The 21,703-nt window shown below is 56.0% G+C and carries 19 protein-coding genes; 3 read left to right on the top strand and 16 right to left on the bottom strand.

Annotated elements, in window-relative coordinates; translation table 11 throughout:
* The first annotated feature begins 17 nt into the window (after window positions 1-17).
* Genes coaE through yacG form a run of 3 tightly spaced genes read left to right on the top strand, consistent with a single transcriptional unit; the run spans window position 18 to window position 1,585 of the window.
* Complete coding sequence (gene coaE / locus F0320_RS03355) at window positions 18-638, top strand: dephospho-CoA kinase (RefSeq protein WP_047651523.1); 621 nt, start codon at window positions 18-20, stop codon at window positions 636-638.
* A complete protein-coding gene (zapD, locus tag F0320_RS03350; protein WP_023310405.1) occupies window positions 638-1,381 on the top strand; it encodes a cell division protein ZapD in 744 nt (247 codons plus the stop codon). The genes coaE and zapD overlap by 1 nt, the downstream gene beginning before the upstream one ends.
* 9 nt (window positions 1,382-1,390) lie before the next feature.
* A complete protein-coding gene (yacG, locus tag F0320_RS03345) occupies window positions 1,391-1,585 on the top strand; it encodes a DNA gyrase inhibitor YacG (protein ID WP_045401034.1) in 195 nt (64 codons plus the stop codon).
* Between the two features lie 34 nt (window positions 1,586-1,619).
* On the opposite strand, the gene mutT is transcribed toward yacG, so the two are convergent.
* The 16 genes from mutT to F0320_RS03265 form a co-directional block, all read right to left on the bottom strand.
* Window positions 1,620-2,012, bottom strand: a complete 393-nt coding sequence (gene mutT, locus F0320_RS03340; protein ID WP_126328848.1) for an 8-oxo-dGTP diphosphatase MutT — start codon at window positions 2,010-2,012, stop codon at window positions 1,620-1,622.
* A 57-nt stretch (window positions 2,013-2,069) separates the two neighbouring features.
* Window positions 2,070-4,775 carry a preprotein translocase subunit SecA gene (gene secA, locus F0320_RS03335; RefSeq protein ID WP_023310402.1) on the bottom strand — a complete coding sequence of 902 codons (2,706 nt, stop codon included), beginning with the start codon at window positions 4,773-4,775 and terminating at the stop codon, window positions 2,070-2,072.
* Window positions 4,776-4,833: 58 nt separating this feature from the next.
* Entirely contained in the window at window positions 4,834-5,337 is a 504-nt protein-coding gene (gene secM, locus F0320_RS03330) for a secA translation cis-regulator SecM (RefSeq protein ID WP_161785592.1), read from the bottom strand.
* Window positions 5,338-5,616: 279 nt separating this feature from the next.
* Window positions 5,617-6,534, bottom strand: coding sequence for a UDP-3-O-acyl-N-acetylglucosamine deacetylase (gene lpxC / locus F0320_RS03325; protein ID WP_008501977.1), 918 nt, complete (start codon window positions 6,532-6,534; stop codon window positions 5,617-5,619).
* 101 nt (window positions 6,535-6,635) lie between these two features.
* On the bottom strand, window positions 6,636-7,787 hold the full coding sequence (gene ftsZ / locus F0320_RS03320; RefSeq protein ID WP_008501978.1) for a cell division protein FtsZ: 1,152 nt from the start codon (window positions 7,785-7,787) through the stop codon (window positions 6,636-6,638).
* A 63-nt stretch (window positions 7,788-7,850) separates the two neighbouring features.
* Window positions 7,851-9,107, bottom strand: coding sequence for a cell division protein FtsA (ftsA, locus tag F0320_RS03315; protein ID WP_023334508.1), 1,257 nt, complete (start codon window positions 9,105-9,107; stop codon window positions 7,851-7,853).
* Window positions 9,104-9,946 carry a cell division protein FtsQ gene (gene ftsQ / locus F0320_RS03310; protein WP_023334507.1) on the bottom strand — a complete coding sequence of 281 codons (843 nt, stop codon included), beginning with the start codon at window positions 9,944-9,946 and terminating at the stop codon, window positions 9,104-9,106. Before ftsQ ends, ftsA begins: the two co-directional genes overlap by 4 nt.
* 1 nt (window position 9,947) lies before the next feature.
* The gene (locus F0320_RS03305) at window positions 9,948-10,868 is read right to left on the bottom strand and encodes a D-alanine--D-alanine ligase (protein WP_126328849.1); all 921 of its coding nucleotides are present in this window, start codon (window positions 10,866-10,868) and stop codon (window positions 9,948-9,950) included.
* Window positions 10,861-12,336, bottom strand: a complete 1,476-nt coding sequence (murC, locus tag F0320_RS03300; protein ID WP_047651530.1) for a UDP-N-acetylmuramate--L-alanine ligase — start codon at window positions 12,334-12,336, stop codon at window positions 10,861-10,863. The genes F0320_RS03305 and murC overlap by 8 nt, the downstream gene beginning before the upstream one ends.
* A gap of 56 nt (window positions 12,337-12,392) precedes the next feature.
* Window positions 12,393-13,457 (bottom strand): undecaprenyldiphospho-muramoylpentapeptide beta-N-acetylglucosaminyltransferase, encoded by a 1,065-nt coding sequence (murG, locus tag F0320_RS03295; RefSeq protein WP_039260813.1) that lies wholly within the window; start codon window positions 13,455-13,457, stop codon window positions 12,393-12,395.
* Complete coding sequence (gene ftsW, locus F0320_RS03290) at window positions 13,454-14,698, bottom strand: cell division protein FtsW (protein WP_126328850.1); 1,245 nt, start codon at window positions 14,696-14,698, stop codon at window positions 13,454-13,456. The genes murG and ftsW overlap by 4 nt, the downstream gene beginning before the upstream one ends.
* The gene (gene murD, locus F0320_RS03285) at window positions 14,698-16,014 is read right to left on the bottom strand and encodes a UDP-N-acetylmuramoyl-L-alanine--D-glutamate ligase (RefSeq protein ID WP_045355138.1); all 1,317 of its coding nucleotides are present in this window, start codon (window positions 16,012-16,014) and stop codon (window positions 14,698-14,700) included. The genes ftsW and murD overlap by 1 nt, the downstream gene beginning before the upstream one ends.
* A gap of 2 nt (window positions 16,015-16,016) precedes the next feature.
* Complete coding sequence (gene mraY / locus F0320_RS03280; protein WP_008501985.1) at window positions 16,017-17,099, bottom strand: phospho-N-acetylmuramoyl-pentapeptide-transferase; 1,083 nt, start codon at window positions 17,097-17,099, stop codon at window positions 16,017-16,019.
* Window positions 17,093-18,451 (bottom strand): UDP-N-acetylmuramoyl-tripeptide--D-alanyl-D-alanine ligase, encoded by a 1,359-nt coding sequence (gene murF / locus F0320_RS03275; RefSeq protein ID WP_126328851.1) that lies wholly within the window; start codon window positions 18,449-18,451, stop codon window positions 17,093-17,095. Before murF ends, mraY begins: the two co-directional genes overlap by 7 nt.
* Window positions 18,448-19,935, bottom strand: a complete 1,488-nt coding sequence (murE, locus tag F0320_RS03270) for a UDP-N-acetylmuramoyl-L-alanyl-D-glutamate--2,6-diaminopimelate ligase (protein WP_048979011.1) — start codon at window positions 19,933-19,935, stop codon at window positions 18,448-18,450. The genes murF and murE overlap by 4 nt, the downstream gene beginning before the upstream one ends.
* On the bottom strand, window positions 19,922-21,688 hold the full coding sequence (locus F0320_RS03265; RefSeq protein WP_047651534.1) for a peptidoglycan glycosyltransferase FtsI: 1,767 nt from the start codon (window positions 21,686-21,688) through the stop codon (window positions 19,922-19,924). The genes murE and F0320_RS03265 overlap by 14 nt, the downstream gene beginning before the upstream one ends.
* Between the last annotated feature and the right edge of the window lie 15 nt (window positions 21,689-21,703).

Genomic DNA, 21,703 nt, shown 5'->3' with positions numbered 1-21,703 from the left:
TCCCAGGATTTGAATTAATGGGGTATATCGTCGCATTAACCGGCGGCATCGGTAGTGGCAAAAGTACCGTTGCGGACGCGTTCTCTCGTTTGGGTATCACGATTATTGATGCCGATATCATTGCCCGCCAGGTGGTAGAGCCCAATACACCCGCGCTAAAGGCCATCGCAGAACATTTTGGTCAGGCAGTCATCACTGCCGATGGCACACTGAATCGCCGTCAGCTTCGCGAATGTATTTTTTCTGATTCTGCGGAAAAAGACTGGCTTAATGCCCTGCTCCACCCCATCATCCACCAGGAAACTCAGCGTCAGATAGCCGCAGCCCGCTCGCCCTATGTCCTGTGGGTGGTTCCGCTACTGGTTGAAAATCAGCTGCAGAAGAAAGCCGATCGTGTGCTGGTGATTGATGTCGCACCCGAAATGCAAATCCAGCGAACCATGACGCGCGATCGCGTCTCGCGGGAGCATGCTGAACAAATTCTTGCCGCTCAGGCTACGCGCGCTCAGCGCCTTGCCGTGGCGGATGATGTTATTGATAATAACGGCGCACCAGATGCCATTGCATCGGATGTTGCCCGTCTGCACGCGCAGTATCTGACGTTCGCCGCGCAGGCCGTTGCACAGGAAAAACCATAATGTCGACACACATCCTTTTTGAGCATCCGCTCAACGAAAAAATGCGCACCTGGCTGCGCATCGAATTTCTTATTCAACAACTTTCACAACATCTGCCTGTTAACGATCATGCCACGGCGTTGCACTTCTTCCGCAACGTAGGCGATCTGCTGGATGTGATTGAACGCGGCGATGTCCGCACAGAATTACTCAAAGAGCTGGAGCGCCAGCAGCGTAAATTACAGGCATGGACAGAGGTCCCCGGCGTAGATCAGAGCCGTATCGACGCGCTCCGCCAGCAGTTGAAAAGCAGCAGTGCCGTCCTGATGGCCGCGCCGCGCGTCGGGCAGTTTTTGCGTGAAGACCGCCTGATTGGCCTGGTGCGCCAGCGTCTGAGCATTCCTGGCGGCTGCTGCAGCTTCGACCTGCCGACCCTGCATATGTGGCTACATATGCCACAGGCGCAGCGTGACGCACAGGTGAACAGCTGGCTGGCGAGCCTGGAGCCAATGCACCAGACGCTGTCGCTGATCCTCGATCTGATCCGTAACTCTGCGCCGTTCCGCAAGCAAACCAGCCTGAATGGTTTCTTCCAGGATAACGGTGATGATGCCGATCTTCTGCGCCTGAATTTATCGCTTGGAGAACAGCTTTACCCGCAGATTTCCGGGCATAAGAGCCGCTTTGCGATTCGCTTTATGCCGCTGGACAGTGAAAATGGCACCGTGCCGGAACGTCTCGATTTTGAACTGGCCTGTTGTTAAGGAGTGCTGATGTCTGATGTCACTACCGTAAGCTGCCCAACCTGTGGCAAAACCGTTGTCTGGGGCGAAGTGAGTCCGTTCCGCCCATTCTGCTGCAAGCGCTGTCAGCTCATTGACCTGGGCGAATGGGCGGCGGAAGAGAAACGCATTCCGAGCAAAGGCGATCTCTCGGACAGCGACGACTGGAGTGAAACCCAGCAGTAATCTGTAAAGCCTGCTGGCGCTTCGTCTGGCAGGCCTACGGTTGTGCGACTAACCGCAGGATCACGGGCTCATTAGCTGGCGGGAATTTTTCGGCATCACTTGCCTGAAGTTCCACCCAGCTACCCGGCTGTCCCTCTTTTCCCCAGGGTTCACCCTCCCAGTTTTCCACCAGCCAAAACCACAGCGTGATGTGCCTGTCCGGAAACTGGTATTCAAGCTTATCAAATAGCGTTGCGCCAAGCGGCGTGATCCCCACCTCTTCCTGAAGTTCCCGAACCAGCGCCTCTTCCGGCGTTTCACCTGACTCGATTTTACCGCCCGGAAACTCCCACTTGTTCGCCATATGGGCGTCGGCAGCGCGCTGGGTGATAAAGATTTGGTTTTGCGGGTTGCGAATAATCCCGACGGCAATTTGCAGTATTTTCATATTGTCACTTCCATAAAAAAGGCGCAGAAATCTGCGCCTTTTTGTTTTTTTATGAACTTAGCTCAGACGGCCGTGGCACGCCTTGTACTTTTTACCGGAACCACACGGGCACGGATCGTTACGCCCCACTTTACGATCGCCGGTCTGTGCGGCGATCGCCGCTGCGGCTTCGCTGTCGTCGGTCTGATGACTCAGCTGCTGCATTTGTGCCAGACGCTCGGCTTCTTCACGACGCTGCTGCTCCATCGCTTCCACCTCTTCCGGCATACGCACCTGAACCTTGCTCAGGGTGCTAATCACTTCATATTTCAGTGACTCCAGCATAGATGCAAACATGGAGAAGGATTCACGCTTGTATTCCTGCTTCGGATCTTTCTGCGCATAGCCACGCAGGTGAATACCCTGACGCAGGTAGTCCATCGCCGCCAGGTGCTCTTTCCACAGGGAGTCCAGGGTTTGCAGCATCACGCCTTTTTCGAAGTGACGCATCATTTCAGCGCCAACAACCTCTTCCTTACGCTTGTAGACGTCCAGCGCGGTTTCAAAGATACGTTCGCGAAGGGTCTCTTCGTGCAGCTCAGGCTCTTTATCCAGCCACTCTTTGATTGGCAGATCGAGGTCAAAGTCATTTTTCAGACGTTCCTGCAGGCCTTCGATATCCCACATCTCTTCCAGAGACTGCGGTGGAATATGCGCGTCGATGGTGGCTTTAAACACATCTTCACGAATGCTGTTGATGGTTTCGCTTACGTCGGACACGTCCAGCAGTTCGTTGCGCTGGGTGTAGATCGCACGACGCTGATCGTTAGCCACATCATCATATTCCAGCAGCTGCTTACGAATATCAAAGTTGCGGCTTTCCACTTTACGCTGTGCGTTAGCGATCGCTTTGGTCACCCACGGGTGCTCAATGGCTTCGCCTGGTTTCATCCCCAGCTTACGCATCATGCCGGACACGCGGTCGGAGGCGAAAATACGCATCAGCGCATCTTCCATAGACAGGTAGAAGCGGGATGAACCGGCATCGCCCTGACGACCCGCACGGCCACGCAGCTGGTTATCGATACGACGGGATTCATGACGCTCGGTACCGATGATGTGCAGACCGCCGGAAGCCAAAACGGCGTCATGACGAACCTGCCAGTCGGCTTTGATCTGCGCAATCTGTTCTGGCGTTGGGTTTTCCAGCTCAGCCACTTCAGCCTGCCAGCTACCGCCCAGCATAATATCGGTACCACGACCTGCCATGTTGGTGGCGATGGTCACCGCCGCCGGATAACCCGCCTGCGCAACAATGTCCGCTTCTTTAGCGTGGAATTTGGCGTTCAGAACGTTGTGTTTGATACCCGCTTTCGTCAGCTCGTGAGAAACCACTTCGGATTTCTCGATGGAGATGGTCCCCACCAGAACCGGCTGGCCGTTGGCAGTGCGGTCGCGAATATCTTCGATGATTGCCTGAATTTTTTCCGCTTCGGTCATGTACACCAGGTCCGGCATATCCTTACGGATCATTGGACGGTTGGTTGGAACGACCACGGTATCCAGCTTGTAGATGGAGCTGAATTCAAACGCTTCGGTATCAGCAGTACCGGTCATCCCCGCCAGCTTCTCGTACAGACGGAAGTAGTTCTGGAAGGTAATAGACGCCAGCGTCTGGTTTTCATTCTGAATATCCACACCTTCTTTGGCTTCCACAGCCTGGTGCAGACCGTCAGACCAGCGACGTCCCTGCATGGTACGGCCGGTGTGTTCATCGACGATGATCACTTCGCCGTCTTTAACGATGTAATCGACGTCGCGGGTGAACAGCGCGTGGGCGCGCAGTGCAGCGGTCACGTGGTGCATCAGCATGATGTTGCTCGGGGAGTACAGGGACTCGCCCTCTTCCATGATGCCTTCAGCGACCAGCAGCTCTTCAATTTTCACCAGACCGCGTTCGGTCAGGTTCACCTGGCGCGCTTTTTCATCAACGGAGAAGTGACCTTCACCCTGGAAGGTATCCGAGTCCTCTTTCTCCTGGCGCAGCAGGTGTGGAATGATTTTGTCCACTTTACGGTACATCTCGGAGCTGTCTTCAGCCGGGCCGGAGATGATCAGCGGAGTACGCGCTTCATCGATCAGGATGGAGTCAACCTCATCCACCAGCGCATAGTGCAGCTTACGCTGGACGCGCTCTTCCGGGCTGAACGCCATGTTGTCACGCAGGTAGTCGAAGCCGTATTCGTTGTTGGTGCCGTAGGTGATGTCCGCGTTATACGCTTCGCGCTTGGCTGGCGCAGGCAGGCCGGACATGTTGATGCCGACGGTCATACCGAGGAATTCGAACAGTGGACGGTTGTTTTCGGCGTCACGCTGCGCCAGATAGTCGTTGACGGTAACGACGTGAACGCCTTTACCGGTCAGCGCGTTCAGGTAAGCCGGCAGCGTTGCGGTCAGGGTTTTACCTTCACCGGTACGCATTTCCGCGATGCAGCGCTCGTTGAGCACCATACCACCCAGCAGCTGAACGTCGAAGTGACGCATGCCGAATACGCGCTTACTCGCTTCGCGCACGACAGCAAACGCTTCCGGGATCAGGCTTTCTAAGGTTTCGCCTTTTTCCAGACGCGCACGGAATTCCGCCGTTTTCGCTTTCAGCTCGTCATCAGAGAGCTTCTCCATCGCCGGTTCCATACCGTTGATGACGGCAACAGCTTTGCGCATACGGCGCAGGGTACGATCGTTACGACTACCAAAAACTTTAGTTAACAATTTGATTAGCATAATAAATTCTCAAACGCCCCATTATGGGCAGATAAATTAAGGTATTGAAAAAGTTAATTTAGCTGAGGCGTTGCGGCCCGGCACGAATGCCGTGAGCCTGGCTAATCCAGGTTGAAACAGAGAATGAAACAGGCGAGACAAACGCACGCTGCGCTGTCTGACGAACCATAACCGGCGGCTGGCTGTCCTGCGTGAGCAGCGCGTTGAGCGTGTCCAGCAGGGCAAGATGCTGAGCCTGAACCGGCAGGGCCTCTTCCGCAACAGGCATGGCCTGCGGTGCCATCGCAAAGGACAGATGGCGGATAACGGTGCGGATAGCGTGCTGGTGCCAGTAATCGACGGTGAAGTTTGGGCGGCGACTGGCTTCAAGCCACGCGAGGTTAGTGAAGTTAACCCGCGTGTTGAAATCGTGTTTAGTGGTGGAGGTTTTTGCGGGCGTCGCCGCTTCGGCACTGTTGCTGAGCGCAGGCAAGCCGAAACTCGCCGCGACCATCCCTAATAAGAGATGCGGCCAGAAGTAACGTCTGCCAAATTGTCGCCAGCGCGTCAGTATTCCGCTCACCTGCTCCACCCAATAAGCCAGCCTCGCAGAGGCTGAGTTCAGTTATTCTTTTTAGCGCCCAGATAGTACCACTAAAGCCAATATACATCAGCAGGAATGAGGTGCCGCCGCGGGGAAAAACGGTCAAGAATGCAGCTAACGCGCACATTTTCTGCGTAAGACAAACGAGAGATAACGCTGGGGCAAACGAAGAAGGGTAAAAATAAAAACGACTGGTCTTCCTGGTCGGAGAGAGTACCAGGTTAACCAGTCGAGTTTTTTACGAAACGGGATGACCCGTTACGCCAGAACCATGCTTGGTGCTTTGAAAGCCAGCGGCAGTTCAGCTTCGTCTTCGAAGGTCACATATTCCCAGGCTTCCTGTTTTGCCAGGACGGCCTGCAACAGTTTGTTGTTCAGTGCATGACCGGATTTAAACGCGGTAAATGCACCAATGATGTTGTGACCACACATGAACAGGTCGCCGATAGCATCCAGCATTTTGTGACGAACGAATTCATCTTCGAAACGCAGGCCGTCTTCGTTCAGTACGCGATAATCGTCAACAACGATGGCACAATCGAAGCTGCCGCCCAGGCACAGGCCGCGGGACTGCAGATATTCGATATCACGCATGAAGCCAAACGTACGGGCTCGGCTGATCTGGCGCATAAACGCATCGGCAGAGAAGTTCATCGCATAGCGTTGGGTGCTGGAATCAATCGCTGGATGGTTAAAGTCGATGGTAAAGTCCAACGAGAAACCATTGTACGGTTTGAATTCAGCCCATTTGTCGCCATCTTCGACGCGAACGGTCTCTTTGATGCGTACAAATTTCTTCGCGCAGTTCAGTTCTTCGATGCCGGCATCCAGCAATAGATAGACGAACGGTGCAGCACTGCCATCCATAATCGGGATTTCTGGCGCATCGACTTCAACAATAATGTTGTCGATACCCAGCCCCGCCAGGGCGGCGTTCAGGTGCTCAACGGTAGAAATCCGCACGTCATGCTCGTTCACCAGACAAGTACAGAGCATAGTATCACGCACAGATTTGGCATCGGCCGGAAAATCTACCGGTGGATTCAAGTCGGTGCGACGATAGATGACCCCGGTATTGGCCGGCGCAGGGCGTAACGTCAGCGTGACTTTCTTGCCGGTATGTAAACCGACACCCGTCGCCTGAACGATACGTTTAAGTGTCCTTTGTTTGATCATCGTATAATCTCGCCAAATTAACTATCCAACCGAGAGTGTATATCACTAACGGTGGGCCAGTTTAGCACAAAGAGCGCAAATCCCCAAATTCCAGCCAATTCTTAGTCAGCTTGCTTACGCAGGAACGCCGGGATATCCAGATAATCTGGCTCTTTCGCCGTTTGCGGCGTTGGGTCGTTCACCACTTTCGCGGCCGGTTTCTGCTCCTGAGTCAGAGGAGACATACCGTGCTGCTGGTAACGATCCATTACCGGTTGCTGAGTCTGCTTGTTAGTCACTAAGGTGATCTCAGGACGCTTGTCCATACCGATACCGGTCGCAACAACGGTCACACGCAGCTCGTCGTTCATTTCAGGGTCAAGGGAAGTACCGATTACCACGGTAGCGTTGTCAGAGGCGAACGCACGGATGGTGTTACCCACGGTTTCGAACTCATCCAGACGCAGGTCAAAGCCAGCGGTAATGTTGACCAGCACGCCGCGCGCACCAGACAGATCGATATCTTCCAGCAGTGGAGAAGAGATAGCCATTTCAGCCGCTTCTTCAGCACGGTCTTCACCGCTCGCCACGCCAGAGCCCATCATCGCGTAACCCATTTCGGACATCACGGTGCGAACGTCTGCAAAGTCAACGTTCATCAGGCCAGGACGGGTAATCAGTTCAGCGATACCCTGGACCGCGCCTTTCAGCACGTCGTTTGCTGCACCGAATGCGTCCAGCAGGGAAATACCGCGACCCAGAACTTTCAACAGTTTGTCGTTCGGGATGGTGATCAGCGAGTCCACATGCTTGGACAGCTCGGTGATACCCTGCTCCGCGAACGCCATACGCTTCTTGCCTTCAAAGTTGAAAGGCTTGGTCACGACAGCAACGGTCAGGATACCTAAATCTTTAGCTACTTCAGCCACAACAGGTGCTGCACCGGTACCCGTACCGCCACCCATACCTGCTGCGATGAAGACCATGTCCGCACCTTCCAGCGCAGCGCGCAGCGCTTCACGATCTTCTTCAGCCGCATTGCGACCGACTTCCGGGTTAGCCCCTGCTCCCAGCCCTTTGGTGATACCACCGCCGATCTGGATAGTCTGGCCTACAGCCGTCTTACGCAGTGCCTGCGCATCGGTGTTAACTGCGAAGAATTCAACACCTTCAATGCGTTCACGCACCATATGCTCTACGGCGTTACCGCCGCCGCCACCGACGCCGATGACTTTAATCACCGCGTCGTTGGTCAGTTCCATAGGTTCAAACATAATTTCTCTCTCCGTTGTGCCTGTCGCCCGAGACCGCTAATTCTCTCCGGTCTCTTAAAAAAATTAAAACTCTTTTCGCAACCAGTTGTTCAGTCGTTTGACCCACGACCCCACTGAGACGCGTTTTTCCACTTCTGCTTCACCACTGAGATGAGATTCCTTCCCGTAGTGAAGCAGGCCCACAGCCGTTGAATAATACGGCTCCTGAGCATAATCCGTTAAACCGGTGATATTCAGCGGCGCACCAATACGCACCTGCGTATGGAACACCCGCTGAGCACAGGCCGCAAGACCTTCAATTTGCGCTGCACCGCCGGTTAATACAATCCCCGCCGCAAGATGATGCTTAACGCCCTGCTGACGAAGCTGTTCCTGTAACTGTAAAATCTCTTCGTTGACCAGGTTGAGCAGCTCGGTATAGCGCGGCTCAATCACCTCTGCCAACGTCTGGCGCTGCAGGCTACGCGGTGGACGACCACCGACGCTCGGCACTTCAACGCTCTCATCTTTGCCAACGATAGACCCCAGCGCACAGCCATGGCGCACTTTAATCGCTTCTGCATCGCTCGGCGGCGTACCAAAAGCGTAAGCAATATCGCTGGTCACAACGTTCCCGGCATAAGGGATCACTTTCGTGTGGCGCAACGCACCGCCGGTATAGACGGCGATATCCATTGTACCACCACCAATATCGACCACACAGACACCCAGTTCACGTTCATCTTCGGTCAGTACGGAATAACTTGCCGCCAGACCGGCGAAAATAAGTTGGTCAACTTTCAGGCCACAACGTTCAACGGCTTTTACAATGTTCTTCGCCATATCGTTGTGACATGTGATCAGGTGCACTTTTGCCTGCATACGTACGCCAGAAAGACCGACCGGGTTCTTGATCCCTTCCTGGTAGTCAATCGCATATTCCTGCGGAATGACATGCAGCACGCGATGCTCGTCGCGGACACGCACGGATTTCGCGGTGTGCACGACGTTTTCAACGTCTTCCTGCGTCACTTCTTCTTCGGAAATCGGCACCATACCGATTTCGTTCTGGCAACTAATGTGCTTGCCAGAAAGGGCCAGATAGACAGAAGAAATCTGGCAATCTGCCATCAGTTCAGCCTGATCGATGGCGCGCTGAACGCATTTGACCACCGATTCAAGATCGTTTACCCCACCTTTATCCATACCACGGGACGGGCAACTGCCTACGCCAATGATATTGACCATACCGTCGGGCAGAACTTCCCCTACTAAAGCGGCAACCTTCGCGGTGCCAATCTCCAGTCCAACTACCAGTTTTCTGTCCGTCGCCTTGATCATTGTTGTTCTGCCTGTACCTGTGCCTGATTCTGTTGCTGATTAGGTTCCTCGACCGGAGCCGGTACCCAACCGACTGCTGCGCCTGAGTCATAGCGCAAATCAACGTAGCTTATCCGTTTGCCGTCAGTCTGTGCCTGCTGCTGTAAAACCGGGTAAAGTTCGACAAAACGCGCCAGACGCTTCATGGTGTCCCCGCGCCCCAGGTTGAGCTTAATGCCGTTCGTTAACGTCAGCTGCCAGGAACGGCGCGCCGTCATGGCTGCATCTTTTAACGTAAATCTGTCCTTCGCCAGCACCTGACCCATTTCACGAAAACCTTGTAACACTTCGTTTTCGCTGCCTTCAGGGCCATACAACATCGGCAAATTTTGCTTGTTGACACGATCGGCCGGGACGCTGAAGGAATTTCCGTCGACGTCAACCATGTGCTGATCATTCCAACGCGCAATGGGCACATATTCAACCAGATGAATCTTCAATTCATCAGGCCATTGCTTTCTTACGCTCGCCTGTTTTATCCATGGCAGACGTTCTATCTGACTCTGGATAATATTGACGTCCTGCGTCATAAAGGTGCCAGGCGAGCCCAGCGCCAGAATTGACTGGCGAATATCGTCGTTACGCGTGTAGTGACGCTCACCGGTGACCACCAGCTTAGAGAGCGGCAACCGCTGCGCATCTTCCATCCAGCCCAGGACCATCCAGCCGCTGATAAACACGGTGCACAGCACCCCGAGCAGGAAAATGATGCCTGCAAGACGCGTTCCATTACTGCGGCGTGAAGAGGTGTATTCGTCCTCGTCATCGCGGTTGCGCGTGTTCAATGCAGCCTGAGACATATCAGCCCGCCTGGTCCAGAATGCGTACGACTAACTGCGAGAAACTCATCCCCGCCTGACGCGCGGCCATCGGCACAAGGCTGTGGCTGGTCATTCCCGGAGAGGTATTCGCTTCCAGCAGATAAAATTGTCCGTCACTGTCCTGCATTACGTCGATGCGTCCCCAGCCACGGCAACCCAGAACATGCCAGGCTTTAAGCACCAGGGACTGTAAATCTGCTTCACGCTCAGATTCAAGACCACAAGGGCAGAAATATTGCGTCTCATCAGAGAGATACTTCGCCTCATAATCATAGAAGGTTCCGGCCGGTTGGATACGGATTGACGGTAAAATTTCTTCGCCAAGCATCGCCACGGTAAATTCCGGCCCGCTGAGCCATTTTTCAATCAGAACTTCTTCATCATGTTGAAATGCCAGTGCTAAAGCGGACGAAAGATCTTCAGCTTTGTCGACTTTGGACATTCCCACGCTGGAGCCTTCCCGGCTGGGCTTTACAATAACCGGTAAGCCCAGTTCAGCAATGCGTGCATTAACGCTATCCGGCAGGCCCAATTCAAATTCGCGACGCGTCAGCGCAACCCATGGCGCAACGGGTAATCCCGCGCCCTGCCACAGCAGCTTGCTGCGCAGTTTATCCATAGATATAGCGGAGGCCATCACGCCGCTGCCGGTGTACGGCATGCCGATCAAATCCAGAAGCCCCTGCAGGGTGCCGTCTTCACCGCCACGACCATGCAAAGCGATAAAGACTTTATCGAAGCCCATGGCTTTTAATTGCGTCACGTCGACCTCTTTTGGGTCGACCAAGTGCGCATTGACGCCACCTTCACGCAGGCCCGCCAGCACAGCCGCGCCGGAATTCAGGGAAACCTCGCGCTCGGCGGAGGTACCGCCAGACAGGACAGCAATCTTATCAGCCATGATGCTCATCCTCCTGGGTTTGCGGCTTCAGTTTGATTTCAGCTAAGGTACGGGCGATTTTGCCGATATTTCCCGCGCCCTGAATCAGAATCAGATCGTTACCTGTCAGGACCGGTGCCAGAATTTCCGCCACCTGTGCAGGGTCAGAAACCAGAATAGGGTCAACTTTCCCGCGCCCACGGATGGTGCGACATAAAGAACGACTGTCTGCGCCAGGAATCGGCGTCTCGCCTGCGGCGTAGACATCTAGCATTAACAGAGTGTCTACCTGTGACAGGACGCTGGCGAAATCGTCATACAGATCGCGAGTACGCGTGAAGCGGTGCGGCTGGAAGATCATCACCAGATTTTTGTCAGGCCAGCCTGCACGCGCGGCTTTAATGGTGGCGTCCACTTCGGTCGGATGGTGGCCGTAGTCGTCCACCAGCATCGCTGTGCCGGTTTTACCGTTCACGGCGTCCAGCGGGAATTCACCGAGGAAGTCGAAGCGACGACCGGTGCCCTGGAAGCTTTCCAGCGCGCGCAGAATCGCATCATCATCAATGCCTTCTTCCGTCGCGACGGCCACGGCCGCTGCGGCATTGAGGGCGTTATGGCGCCCCGGCGCATTCAGCGTGACGTGCAGCAGCTCTTTGTCCTGACGCGCCAGAGTGAAATGCCCCTGCGCACCAATCTGTTTATACTCTTCCACGCGGACGTCAGCGTCTTCGCTGAAGCCGTAAGTGGTGATTTGACGACCCACGCGCGGCAGCAGCTCGCGGATCACCGGATCGTCTACGCACATCACCGCGCGCCCGTAGAACGGCAGGTTGTGCAGGAAGTTGATGAAGGTCTGCTTTAAGTTCTCGAAGTCACCCTGGTAGGTATCCATATGGTCAGCTTCGATGTTAGTGACAATCGCCACCATCGGCTGCAGGTGCAGGAACGATGCGTCGCTCTCATCCGCTTCAGCAATCAGGTAACGGCTGTGGCCCAGACGCGCGTGTACGCCCGCGGCTTTGACCAGACCGCCGTTGACGAACGTCGGGTCGAGACCCGCTTCCGCATAAATACTGGAAACCATCGCCGTGGTCGTCGTTTTACCGTGGGTCCCGGCAATGGCGATGCCGTGACGGAAACGCATCAGTTCCGCCAGCATTTCTGCACGGCGGATCACCGGAATGCGCGCTTCGTGCGCGGCAACGATTTCCGGGTTATCAGAGGAGATGGCGCTTGAGACCACCACCACGCTCGCATCGCGCACGTTTTCCGGACGATGGTTGAAATAGATAGTCGCCCCAAGCGACGCCAGCTGCTGCGTAACAGGGTTTGGCGCCAGGTCAGACCCGCTGATCTGATAGCCTTCGTTAGCTAACACTTCGGCAATACCGCCCATGCCAGCACCACCGATGCCAACAAAGTGAATGTGCCGGACGCGACGCATCTCGGGCACGATTGAACGCAGTTTTGCCAGTTGTTGTGTATTCATTCTCTAAACGCCATCGACTACTTAAAATTCGTGCAGCGCAACACGCGCTGCGAGGGTTAAGCCTGGGCTGCCAGGCTCACTTCTTTTGCCACCCGTTCCGTCGCATCAGGGATAGCGGCCGCGCGCGCGCGTTGCGCCATCTCCAGCAGTGCGTCTCTGTTCCAGCCCGCCAGGGTGGTGGCGACCGCGTCGGCGGTGAATTGTGGCTGTTCAAAAATCTTCGCGGCACCGGCTTTCTCAAGCGGCAGCGCATTCCAGTACTGCTGTCTGTCTTTGTGCTGGAACGGCACAAACAGGGCAGGCAGACCCGCGGCTGCGATTTCGCTCACCGTCAGCGCGCCTGAACGACAGACCACGACATCGGCCCAGGCATAGGCTGCCGCCATGTCGTCGATAAACTCTGTAACTTTATGCTGTGGCTGGCCTTCGTCTGCGTAAGCTTGCTCAACGGTCTGCTGAGCGCCTTTTCCGCTCTGGTGCCAGATCGTCACGGTATCCCCCAGCTTTGCGGCAACCTGCGGCATCGTCTGGTTTAAAATGCGTGCGCCCTGAGAACCGCCGACGACCAGTACACGAACCGGCCCTTCACGGCCCGTCAGGCGAGCATCCGGCAGCGGGAGCGCCAGCACATCCACACGCACCGGGTTCCCCACCACGTCCGCTTTCGGGAACGCACCGGGAAACGCCTGCATGACTTTGGTAGCGATTTTCGCCAGCCACTTGTTGGTCAGACCGGCAATACCGTTCTGTTCATGCAGCACAACGGGAATGCCTAACGACCACGCCGCCAGCCCGCCAGGACCAGAAACATAGCCACCCATGCCCAGCACCACATCTGGCTTAAAGCGCTTCATGATGGTGCGTGCCTGACGCCAGGCGTTAAAAATACGCACCGGAGCCAGCAGCATTGCCTTGAGGCCTTTGCCCCGAAGGCCGGAAATACGAATAAAGTCGATCTCGATACCGTGCTTCGGCACCAGGTCGGCTTCCATGCGGTCTGCGGTTCCCAGCCAGCGTACCTGCCAGCCCTGATCCATTAAATGGTGCGCAACCGCCAGTCCCGGGAACACGTGTCCGCCGGTACCGCCTGCCATCACCATTAACCGCTTCGGTTGATTCATCGTGAACCTCGTGTAAACGCCTGGGCTTTTTCCAGACGCGTCTCATAATCTATGCGCAACAAAAACATGATGGCCGTCGACATAATCAACAGACTCGAACCACCATAACTGATCAACGGCAACGTCAGACCTTTGGTCGGCAGCATACCCGCTGCGGCCCCGACGTTAACCAATGCCTGGAAGCTAAACCAGATACCAATAGAACAGGCTAAGAATCCTGAGAAGCGGTGATCGATCTCCAGCGCTTTCCGGCCGATGGACATGGCGCGGAAAGCGACGAAGAATACCATTAAAAGCGCTAATACCACACCGATATAACCCAGTTCTTCCGCAATAATGGAGAAGATGAAGTCAGTATGCGCTTCCGGTAAATACTCCAGTTTCTGTACCGAGTTACCCAGCCCCTGCCCCCAGACTTCACCGCGACCAAAGGCCATCAGCGACTGCGTCAGCTGATAGCCGCTGCCGAAGGGATCTTCCCACGGGTTCCAGAACGAGGTCACACGGCGAATACGGTAAGGCTCGGCGAGGATCAGCAGCACAACCGCCGAAATCCCCATCCCGATAATAGCGATGAACTGCCACAGCTTCGCGCCCGCCAGGAACAGCATGGCCAGGGTGGTCACAAACAGTACCACCACGGTACCGAGGTCAGGCTGCGCCAGCAGTAATACCGCCAGCACCAGAATGACGCCCATCGGTTTTAAGAAGCCGCGCAGGTTGTTACGCACTTCATCTACCTTACGCACCAGGTAGTTAGCCAGGTAGCAGAACAGGGAGAGCTTGGTAAATTCCGCAGGCTGAATGCGCAGCGGGCCAAAGGCGATCCAGCGTGATGCCCCGTTAACAGAGCTCCCCACCACCAGTACGATCAGCAGCATAATAATCGAGGCGATCAGCATCGCCGTACTGTGCCGCTGCCAGAACTCCATCGGCAGACGCAAGGTCACCAGCGCCAGGCAGAACGCCAGGATAATGTAAAGACCATCACGCTTGGCAAACAGGAAAGGATCGTTCGCCAGACGCTGCCCGACAGGCATTGAGGCTGACGTCACCATAATGAAGCCGACCGCCGCCAGCCCCATCGTGAGCCAGAACAGCGTGCGATCGTACATGACAAGGCTGTCGTTATCTTTTTGACGAGAGCCCATCACCCAGCCTTTGAGCGCCGCAAACAACCATGCCAGGATCCCAAATCCTGGCATGCGCGGCATTTTCAGGCGAGGGAGAGATAAACGCATTAGCCTAACTCCTTCGCCAGGCGGGTAAAGACATCACCACGCTGTTCGAAATTCTTGAATTGATCGAGGCTGGCACAGGCCGGAGAGAGCAGCACCATATCGCCTGGCTTCACGCGAGGAGCAATCAACCGCATCGCCTGTTCCATGGTTTCGGTTTGCTCGGCAACCTCAGGGCGCAGTTCAGCCAGCTCGCTGCCGTCACGGCCGAAGCAGTACAGGCGGATGTTATCTCCGGCGAGATAAGGCTTCAGGGAGGAGAAATCCGCTGATTTACCGTCTCCGCCCAGCAGTAAGTGCAGGGTGCCGTCAACGTGCAGACCGTTGAGCGCGGCCTCGGTGCTTCCGACGTTGGTCGCTTTGGAGTCGTTGATCCAGCGCACGCCGTTGTGCTCCAGCGCCAGCTGGAAACGGTGCGCCAGACCAGAAAACGTGGTTAACGCCTTCAGGCTGGAGGAGCGCGGCAGCCCTACCGCATCCGCCAGCGCCAGCGCCGCCAGGGCATTGGTATAGTTGTGCTGACCAGAGAGCTTCATCTCTTTCACGTTCAGCACTTTCTCACCCTTCACGCGCAGCCAGGTTTCGCCCAGCTGACGGTTCAGGTGGTAATCCCCCATCGTGATACCGAAGCTAATACAGCGATCGTCTGCGCCACGCACCGGCATGGTCAGCGCGTCATCGGCGTTAACAACGCAGACTTTGGCATTTTCATAAACGCGGAGCTTGGCGGCACGGTACTGCTGCAGACCAAATGGATACCTGTCCATATGATCTTCGGTCACGTTAAGGATTGTCGCAGCCGCAGCATGCAGGCTGGAGGTGGTTTCCAGTTGGAAGCTGGAAAGTTCGAGAACATACAGCTCGCAGCCTTTGTCCAGCAGCATCAGCGCCGGTAAACCAATGTTACCGCCAACGCCGACGTTCATTCCCGCCGCTTTCGCCATTTCACCCACCAGGGTGGTGACGGTGCTTTTACCGTTAGAGCCGGTAATGGCGATAACGGGCGCCTGCGCTTCGCGGCAGAACAGCTCGATATCGCCGACAATTTCAACGCCCGCATCCGCGGCAGCGCTCAGCGAAGGGTGCGCCAGCGCCATACCCGGGCTTGCGACAATCAGATCGGCTGCCAGCAGCCAGTCATCATTCAGACCACCAAGGTGGCGTTCAACCTGCTCCGGCAGTTTGTCCAGACCCGGCGGAGAGACACGCGTATCCATCACGCGTGGCGTCACGCCGCGTGCGAGGAAAAAGTCCACGCAGGAGAGCCCCGTGAGGCCCAGCCCGATGATAACGACTTTTTTGCCCTGGTAATCTGCCATGATTAACGTACCTTCAGCGTTGCCAGGCCAATCAGCACCAGCATCAGCGAAATAATCCAGAAGCGCACAATCACGCGCGGCTCCGGCCAGCCTTTCAGTTCATAGTGGTGGTGAATCGGCGCCATACGGAAGATGCGCTGACCGCGCAGCTTGAAGGAACCGACCTGCAAAATCACCGACAGGGTTTCAACCACAAACACGCCGCCCATGATCACCAGCAGGAACTCCTGACGCAGCAGTACGGCGATAATGCCGAGCGCACCGCCCAAAGCCAGAGAACCGACGTCACCCATAAAGACCTGCGCCGGATAGGTGTTGAACCACAGGAATCCCAGCCCCGCGCCGACAATCGCCGTACAGACGATCACCAGCTCACCCGCGTGGCGTAAATAAGGGATGTGCAGGTAGTTCGCAAAGTTCATGTTACCGGTCGCCCACGCCACCAGAGCAAAACCGGCGGCCACAAAGACGGTTGGCATAATCGCCAGACCATCCAGACCGTCGGTCAGGTTAACGGCGTTGCCGGTACCGACAATCACAAAGTAGGCCAGCAGGATGTAGAACAGCCCCAGCTGTGGCATCACGTCTTTAAAGAACGGCACGACCAGCTCGGTGGCAGGCGTGTCTTTGCCTGCCAGATACAGCGCAAAGGCAACGCCCAGCGCGATCACCGACATCCAGAAATATTTCCAGCGCGCGATCAGGCCTTTGGTATCTTTGCGGACGACTTTGCGGTAATCATCCACAAAACCGATGATCCCGTAACCCACCAGTACCGTCAGAACGCACCAGACGTACGGGTTGGAAGGATACGCCCACAGCAGCACGGAAACGACGATGGCGGTCAGGATCATGATCCCGCCCATGGTCGGCGTGCCGCGCTTGCTGAAGTGCGATTCCGGACCGTCGTTACGCACAACCTGGCCGAAAGAGAGTTTTTGCAGACGGGCAATCATGCGCGGGCCCATCCACAACGAGATGAACAGCGCAGTCAGCAGGCTGACGATGGCGCGAAACGTCAGATACGAAAAGACGTTAAAGCCTGAATAATATTTGACCAAATGTTCGGCCAGCCAAACTAACATGTCCCGTTCTCCTGTAATGCGTGCACAACCTCTTCCATGGCGGCACTACGTGAACCTTTCACTAACACAGTCACAATTTGTTTTTCTGTAATCAACGCCTTAAGGCGCGCTATCAACGCGGCTTTATCAGCAAAATGCTCGCCTACGCCGCTGGCATGGCTAATCGCCTGGCTCAGTTTTCCTGCGCTCAGCACGCAGTCCAGCCCTGCCGCTTTCGCCGCTTCACCGACCTGGGTATGGCAGGCTTCGCTTTCGTCGCCCAGCTCTGCCATATCGCCCACCACCATGATGCGATAGCCCGGCATTTCAGATAACACCTGCACCGCCGCCGTCATCGAGCCAACATTCGCGTTGTAGGAGTCATCCAGCAGCAGCTTGTTTTCCGAAAGCTGAATCGGGAACAGACGCCCCGGCACGGCTTTCAGGTTCGCCAGCCCGGTTTTAATCGCCTCATGCGACGCGCCCACCGCCGTCGACAGCGCCGCCGCCGCAAGCGCATTGGCGATATTATGGCGACCCGGCAGCGGCAGCAGCACATCAACGTCACCCGTTGGGGTCGTGAGGGTGAACTCCGTGCCGTGCGACGTCACGTGGATATTGGTCGCGGTAAAATCACTGTTGGCCGCATTCGGCGAGAAGCGCCAGGTTTTACGCGAACCAATGATGCTTTGCCAGTTCAGCCAGTCGTTGTTGTCGGCGTTCAGGATGGCGATACCGTCATCCGGCAGACCGGTGTAAATCTCACCTTTGGCTTTCGCTACGCCTTCCAGCGAGCCAAAGCCTTCCAGATGCGCCGCAGCGAGGTTATTCACCAGCGCGGCTTCCGGGCGAGTCAGGCTCACGGTCCAGGCGATTTCGCCCTGGTGATTCGCCCCTAACTCGATCACTGCAAATTCATGTTCTTTGGTCAGGCGGAGTAATGTCATCGGCACGCCGATGTCATTATTGAGGTTGCCCGCGGTATAAAGCGTATTCCCGCACTGGCTGAGGATCGACGCCGTCATCTCTTTCACCGACGTCTTGCCTGACGAACCGGTCAAGGCGACAACGCGAGTAGGGACCTGCTGACGAACCCAGGCGGCCAGCTCACCGAACGCGAGACGCGTATCTTTCACCACAATTTGTGGCAGATCGATATCGAGCTTGCGACTGACGAGCAGCGCACCAGCGCCGTTCTCTTTGGCCTGTTCTGCAAAATCATGCGCATCAAAACGCTCGCCTTTCAGCGCCACAAACAGACAGCCTGCGGTGATTTTGCGGGTGTCCGTCGTTACGGCATCAATGGTCAGGTCTTGCCCGTGCAGGTCGCCCTGCAGGATGGCAGCGGCCTGGCTTAACGTGATGCTAATCATGCCACTACTCCCAGCAGACGTGCTGCCGTTACGCGGTCCGAGTAGTCCAGACGGCGATTGCCAACGATCTGATAATCTTCATGCCCTTTGCCCGCTAACAGGACAACATCATTTTCCTGCGCCTGCATGATGGTGTTGGTCACGGCTTCCGCACGGCCTTCCACCACGCGAGCGCGTCCAGCGTCCAGCATGCCCGCCAGAATGTCATTAATGATGGCGCGCGGCTCTTCGGTACGCGGGTTGTCATCGGTCACAACCGGAATATCTGCGAACTGCTCAGCAATAGCCCCCATCAGCGGGCGTTTGCCTTTATCGCGATCGCCGCCGCAGCCAAACACGCACCAGAGCTTACCGGCGCAGTGCAGGCGCGCCGCTTCCAGCGCTTTTTCCAGCGCATCCGGCGTGTGGGCATAATCAACCACAACGGTCGGTTTGCCCGGCGCGCTGAACACTTCCATGCGGCCGCAAACCGGCTGCAGACGCGCTGAGGTTTTCAGCAGTTCAGCCATCGGATAACCCAGCGCCAGCAGCGTTGCCAGCGCCAGCAGCAGGTTGCTGACGTTAAAGGCGCCCATCAGGCGGCTTTCAATCTCACCTTCACCCCAGGAAGAGGCAAAGCGGATTGTCGCCCCGCTGTCGTGATAATTCACCTCAACCGCCTTCAGCCAGCGGCCGTGGCAGTTCGGATTGATATGGTCTTCCATCGACACCGCAACCGCATCCGGCAGCTTCGCCAGCCAGCGGCGGCCCACTTCGTCGTCGGCGTTGATGATGGCTTGTCCGTAATGGTGAGTAGAGAACAGCAGCCATTTCGCGGCTTCGTAATGCTCCATATCACCGTGATAATCAAGATGATCGCGGCTCAGGTTGGTAAATACGGAAGCAGCAAATTTCAGCGCCGCTACGCGGTGCTGAACCAGACCGTGCGAAGAGACTTCCATCGCAGCAAAGGTTGCCCCCTGCCCTGCCAGACCGGCAAGCACATGCTGTACGTCTACCGCCGAGCCGGTGGTGTTTTCCGTCGGGCTCACTTTGCCCAGCAGGCCGTTACCTACGGTACCCATCACCGCCCCGGTTTCACCCAGCAGCTGGGCCCACTGCGCCATCAGCTGCGTGGTAGTGGTTTTACCGTTCGTACCCGTGACGCCAACCAGGCGCAGCTGGTCGGAAGGTTCGTGATAAAAACGTCCCGCCAGCGCGGAAAGACGCTCGTTTAACTGGCTGAGATAGATAACCGGCACTCCGTGCATTTCACGGATCTCACCGTCGGTTGCCTCATCTTTGGCCTCAGCAATAATGGCAGCCACACCTTGCGCAATCGCCTGCGGGATATAACGACGCCCGTCCGCCTGATGACCGACCACCGCCACAAAAAGATCGCCAGAAGCAGCCACGCGGCTGTCCAGTACCATCTCTCGCAGTGCTCGCTCCGGTGCATTTGGCACCCACGGAGCGAGAAGGTCGCGCAAATTACGATCTGCCACCTGTACCCTCGCCTTGATTAATTACAAATTCACTTTTTTCGCCCGTCGCCAGCGCATCCGGTTCAATGTTCATGGTGCGTAACACGCCGCCCATGATAGCCCCGAACACAGGCGCGGAGACGGCGCCGCCGTAGTATTTACCCGCCTGTGGATCGTTTATCACGACCACCAGCGCAAAACGCGGATTGCTTGCAGGCGCAACGCCTGCGGTATAGGCAATGTATTTGTTGATATAGCGGCCGTCCGGCCCTACTTTTTTCGCCGTACCGGTCTTGATGGCGATGCGATAACCTTTGATTGCCGCCTTCACGCCGCCGCCACCGGGCAGCGCCACGCTTTCCATCATATGAACAACAGTACGGACGGTTGATTCCGGGAAGATACGCTCGCCGGGAACCGGTGGATCAACTTTGGTAATCGACAGCGGACGATAAACGCCGTAGCTGCCGATCGTTGCGTAGACTCGCGCTAACTGTAACGGTGTCACCATTAGCCCGTAGCCGAAAGAGAAGGTGGCCCTCTCTATGTCAGACCACCGTTGTTTTTGAGGATATAAGCCACTGCGTTCTCCGACCAACCCCAAATTGGTCGCCTTTCCAAGCCCAAAACGTGAGTAAGTCTCTACTAACGCTGAGGACGGCATCGCTAACGCCAGCTTTGAAACACCGACGTTACTCGACTTCTGTAACACCCCGGTCAGGGTCAATTCGCTGTAGCGCGCCACGTCTTTGATTTCGTGGCCGTTAATTCGGTATGGAATGGTATTCAGTACGGTGTTTTCATTGACGATACCGCGCTGAAGTGCAGTCATGACCACCATCGGCTTAACGGTCGAACCCGGTTCGAATACGTCGGTGATGGTACGGTTACGCATAACATCCTTCTGCGTACCGGTGAGATTGTTAGGGTTGTATGAAGGGCTATTGGCCATCGCCAGCACTTCACCCGTGTTGACGTCGACTAACACGGCACTGCCCGATTCCGCTTTGTTAAAAGCCACGGCATTGTTCAGCTCGCGGTAAACCAGCGCCTGTAACCGCTCATCAATACTCAGCGCCAGGTTGTGTGCGGCCTGGCTGTCCGTAGAGGAGATATCCTCGATTACGCGACCATAGCGGTCTTTACGCACAATGCGCTCGCCGGGCTGGCCGGTGAGCCATTTATCAAAGCTTTTTTCAACGCCCTCAATCCCCTGGCTATCGACGTTAGTAAAGCCAATGAGGTGAGCAGTCACTTCGCCGGAGGGATAGTAACGACGGGATTCTTCACGCAGGTGGATGCCCGGCAGCTTTAATTTTTTGATGTAGTCCGCCATGTCAGGGTTCACCTGACGCGCCAGATAGATAAATCGCCCTCTCGGGTTGGTATTCACGCGTGAAGCTAACTGGTCCAGCGGCATCTTCAACGCATCCGCAAGCGCCTTCCAGCGGTTATCAAGCGTGATCCCGCCTGCATCATGCAGTTCTTTCGGATCGGCCCAGATCGCCTTCACCGGCACGCTCACCGCCAGCGGACGACCCGAGCGGTCGGTGATCATCCCGCGGGATGTCGACACTTCCTGAACGCGCAGGGAACGCATGTCACCCTGGCGTACCAGCATGTCAGGAGCGATGATTTGTAGCCAGGCCACGCGTCCAAGCAGAAAACCCAGAGCGAGTAAAATGCAGCCGCAAAGCAACGCAAAACGCCAACTGATAAAGTTGGCCTGTTCTTCCTGACGTTTTGGTTTTAGCGTTTTTGCCGCTGCTTTCATGCGTCGCGTTTTCCC

Source organism: Enterobacter dykesii, from assembly GCF_008364625.2.
Taxonomy (GTDB): Bacteria; Pseudomonadota; Gammaproteobacteria; order Enterobacterales; family Enterobacteriaceae; genus Enterobacter; species Enterobacter dykesii.
The sequence above is the reverse complement of the archived record's forward strand: the minus strand, read 5'-3'. Positions and strand labels throughout refer to the sequence as shown.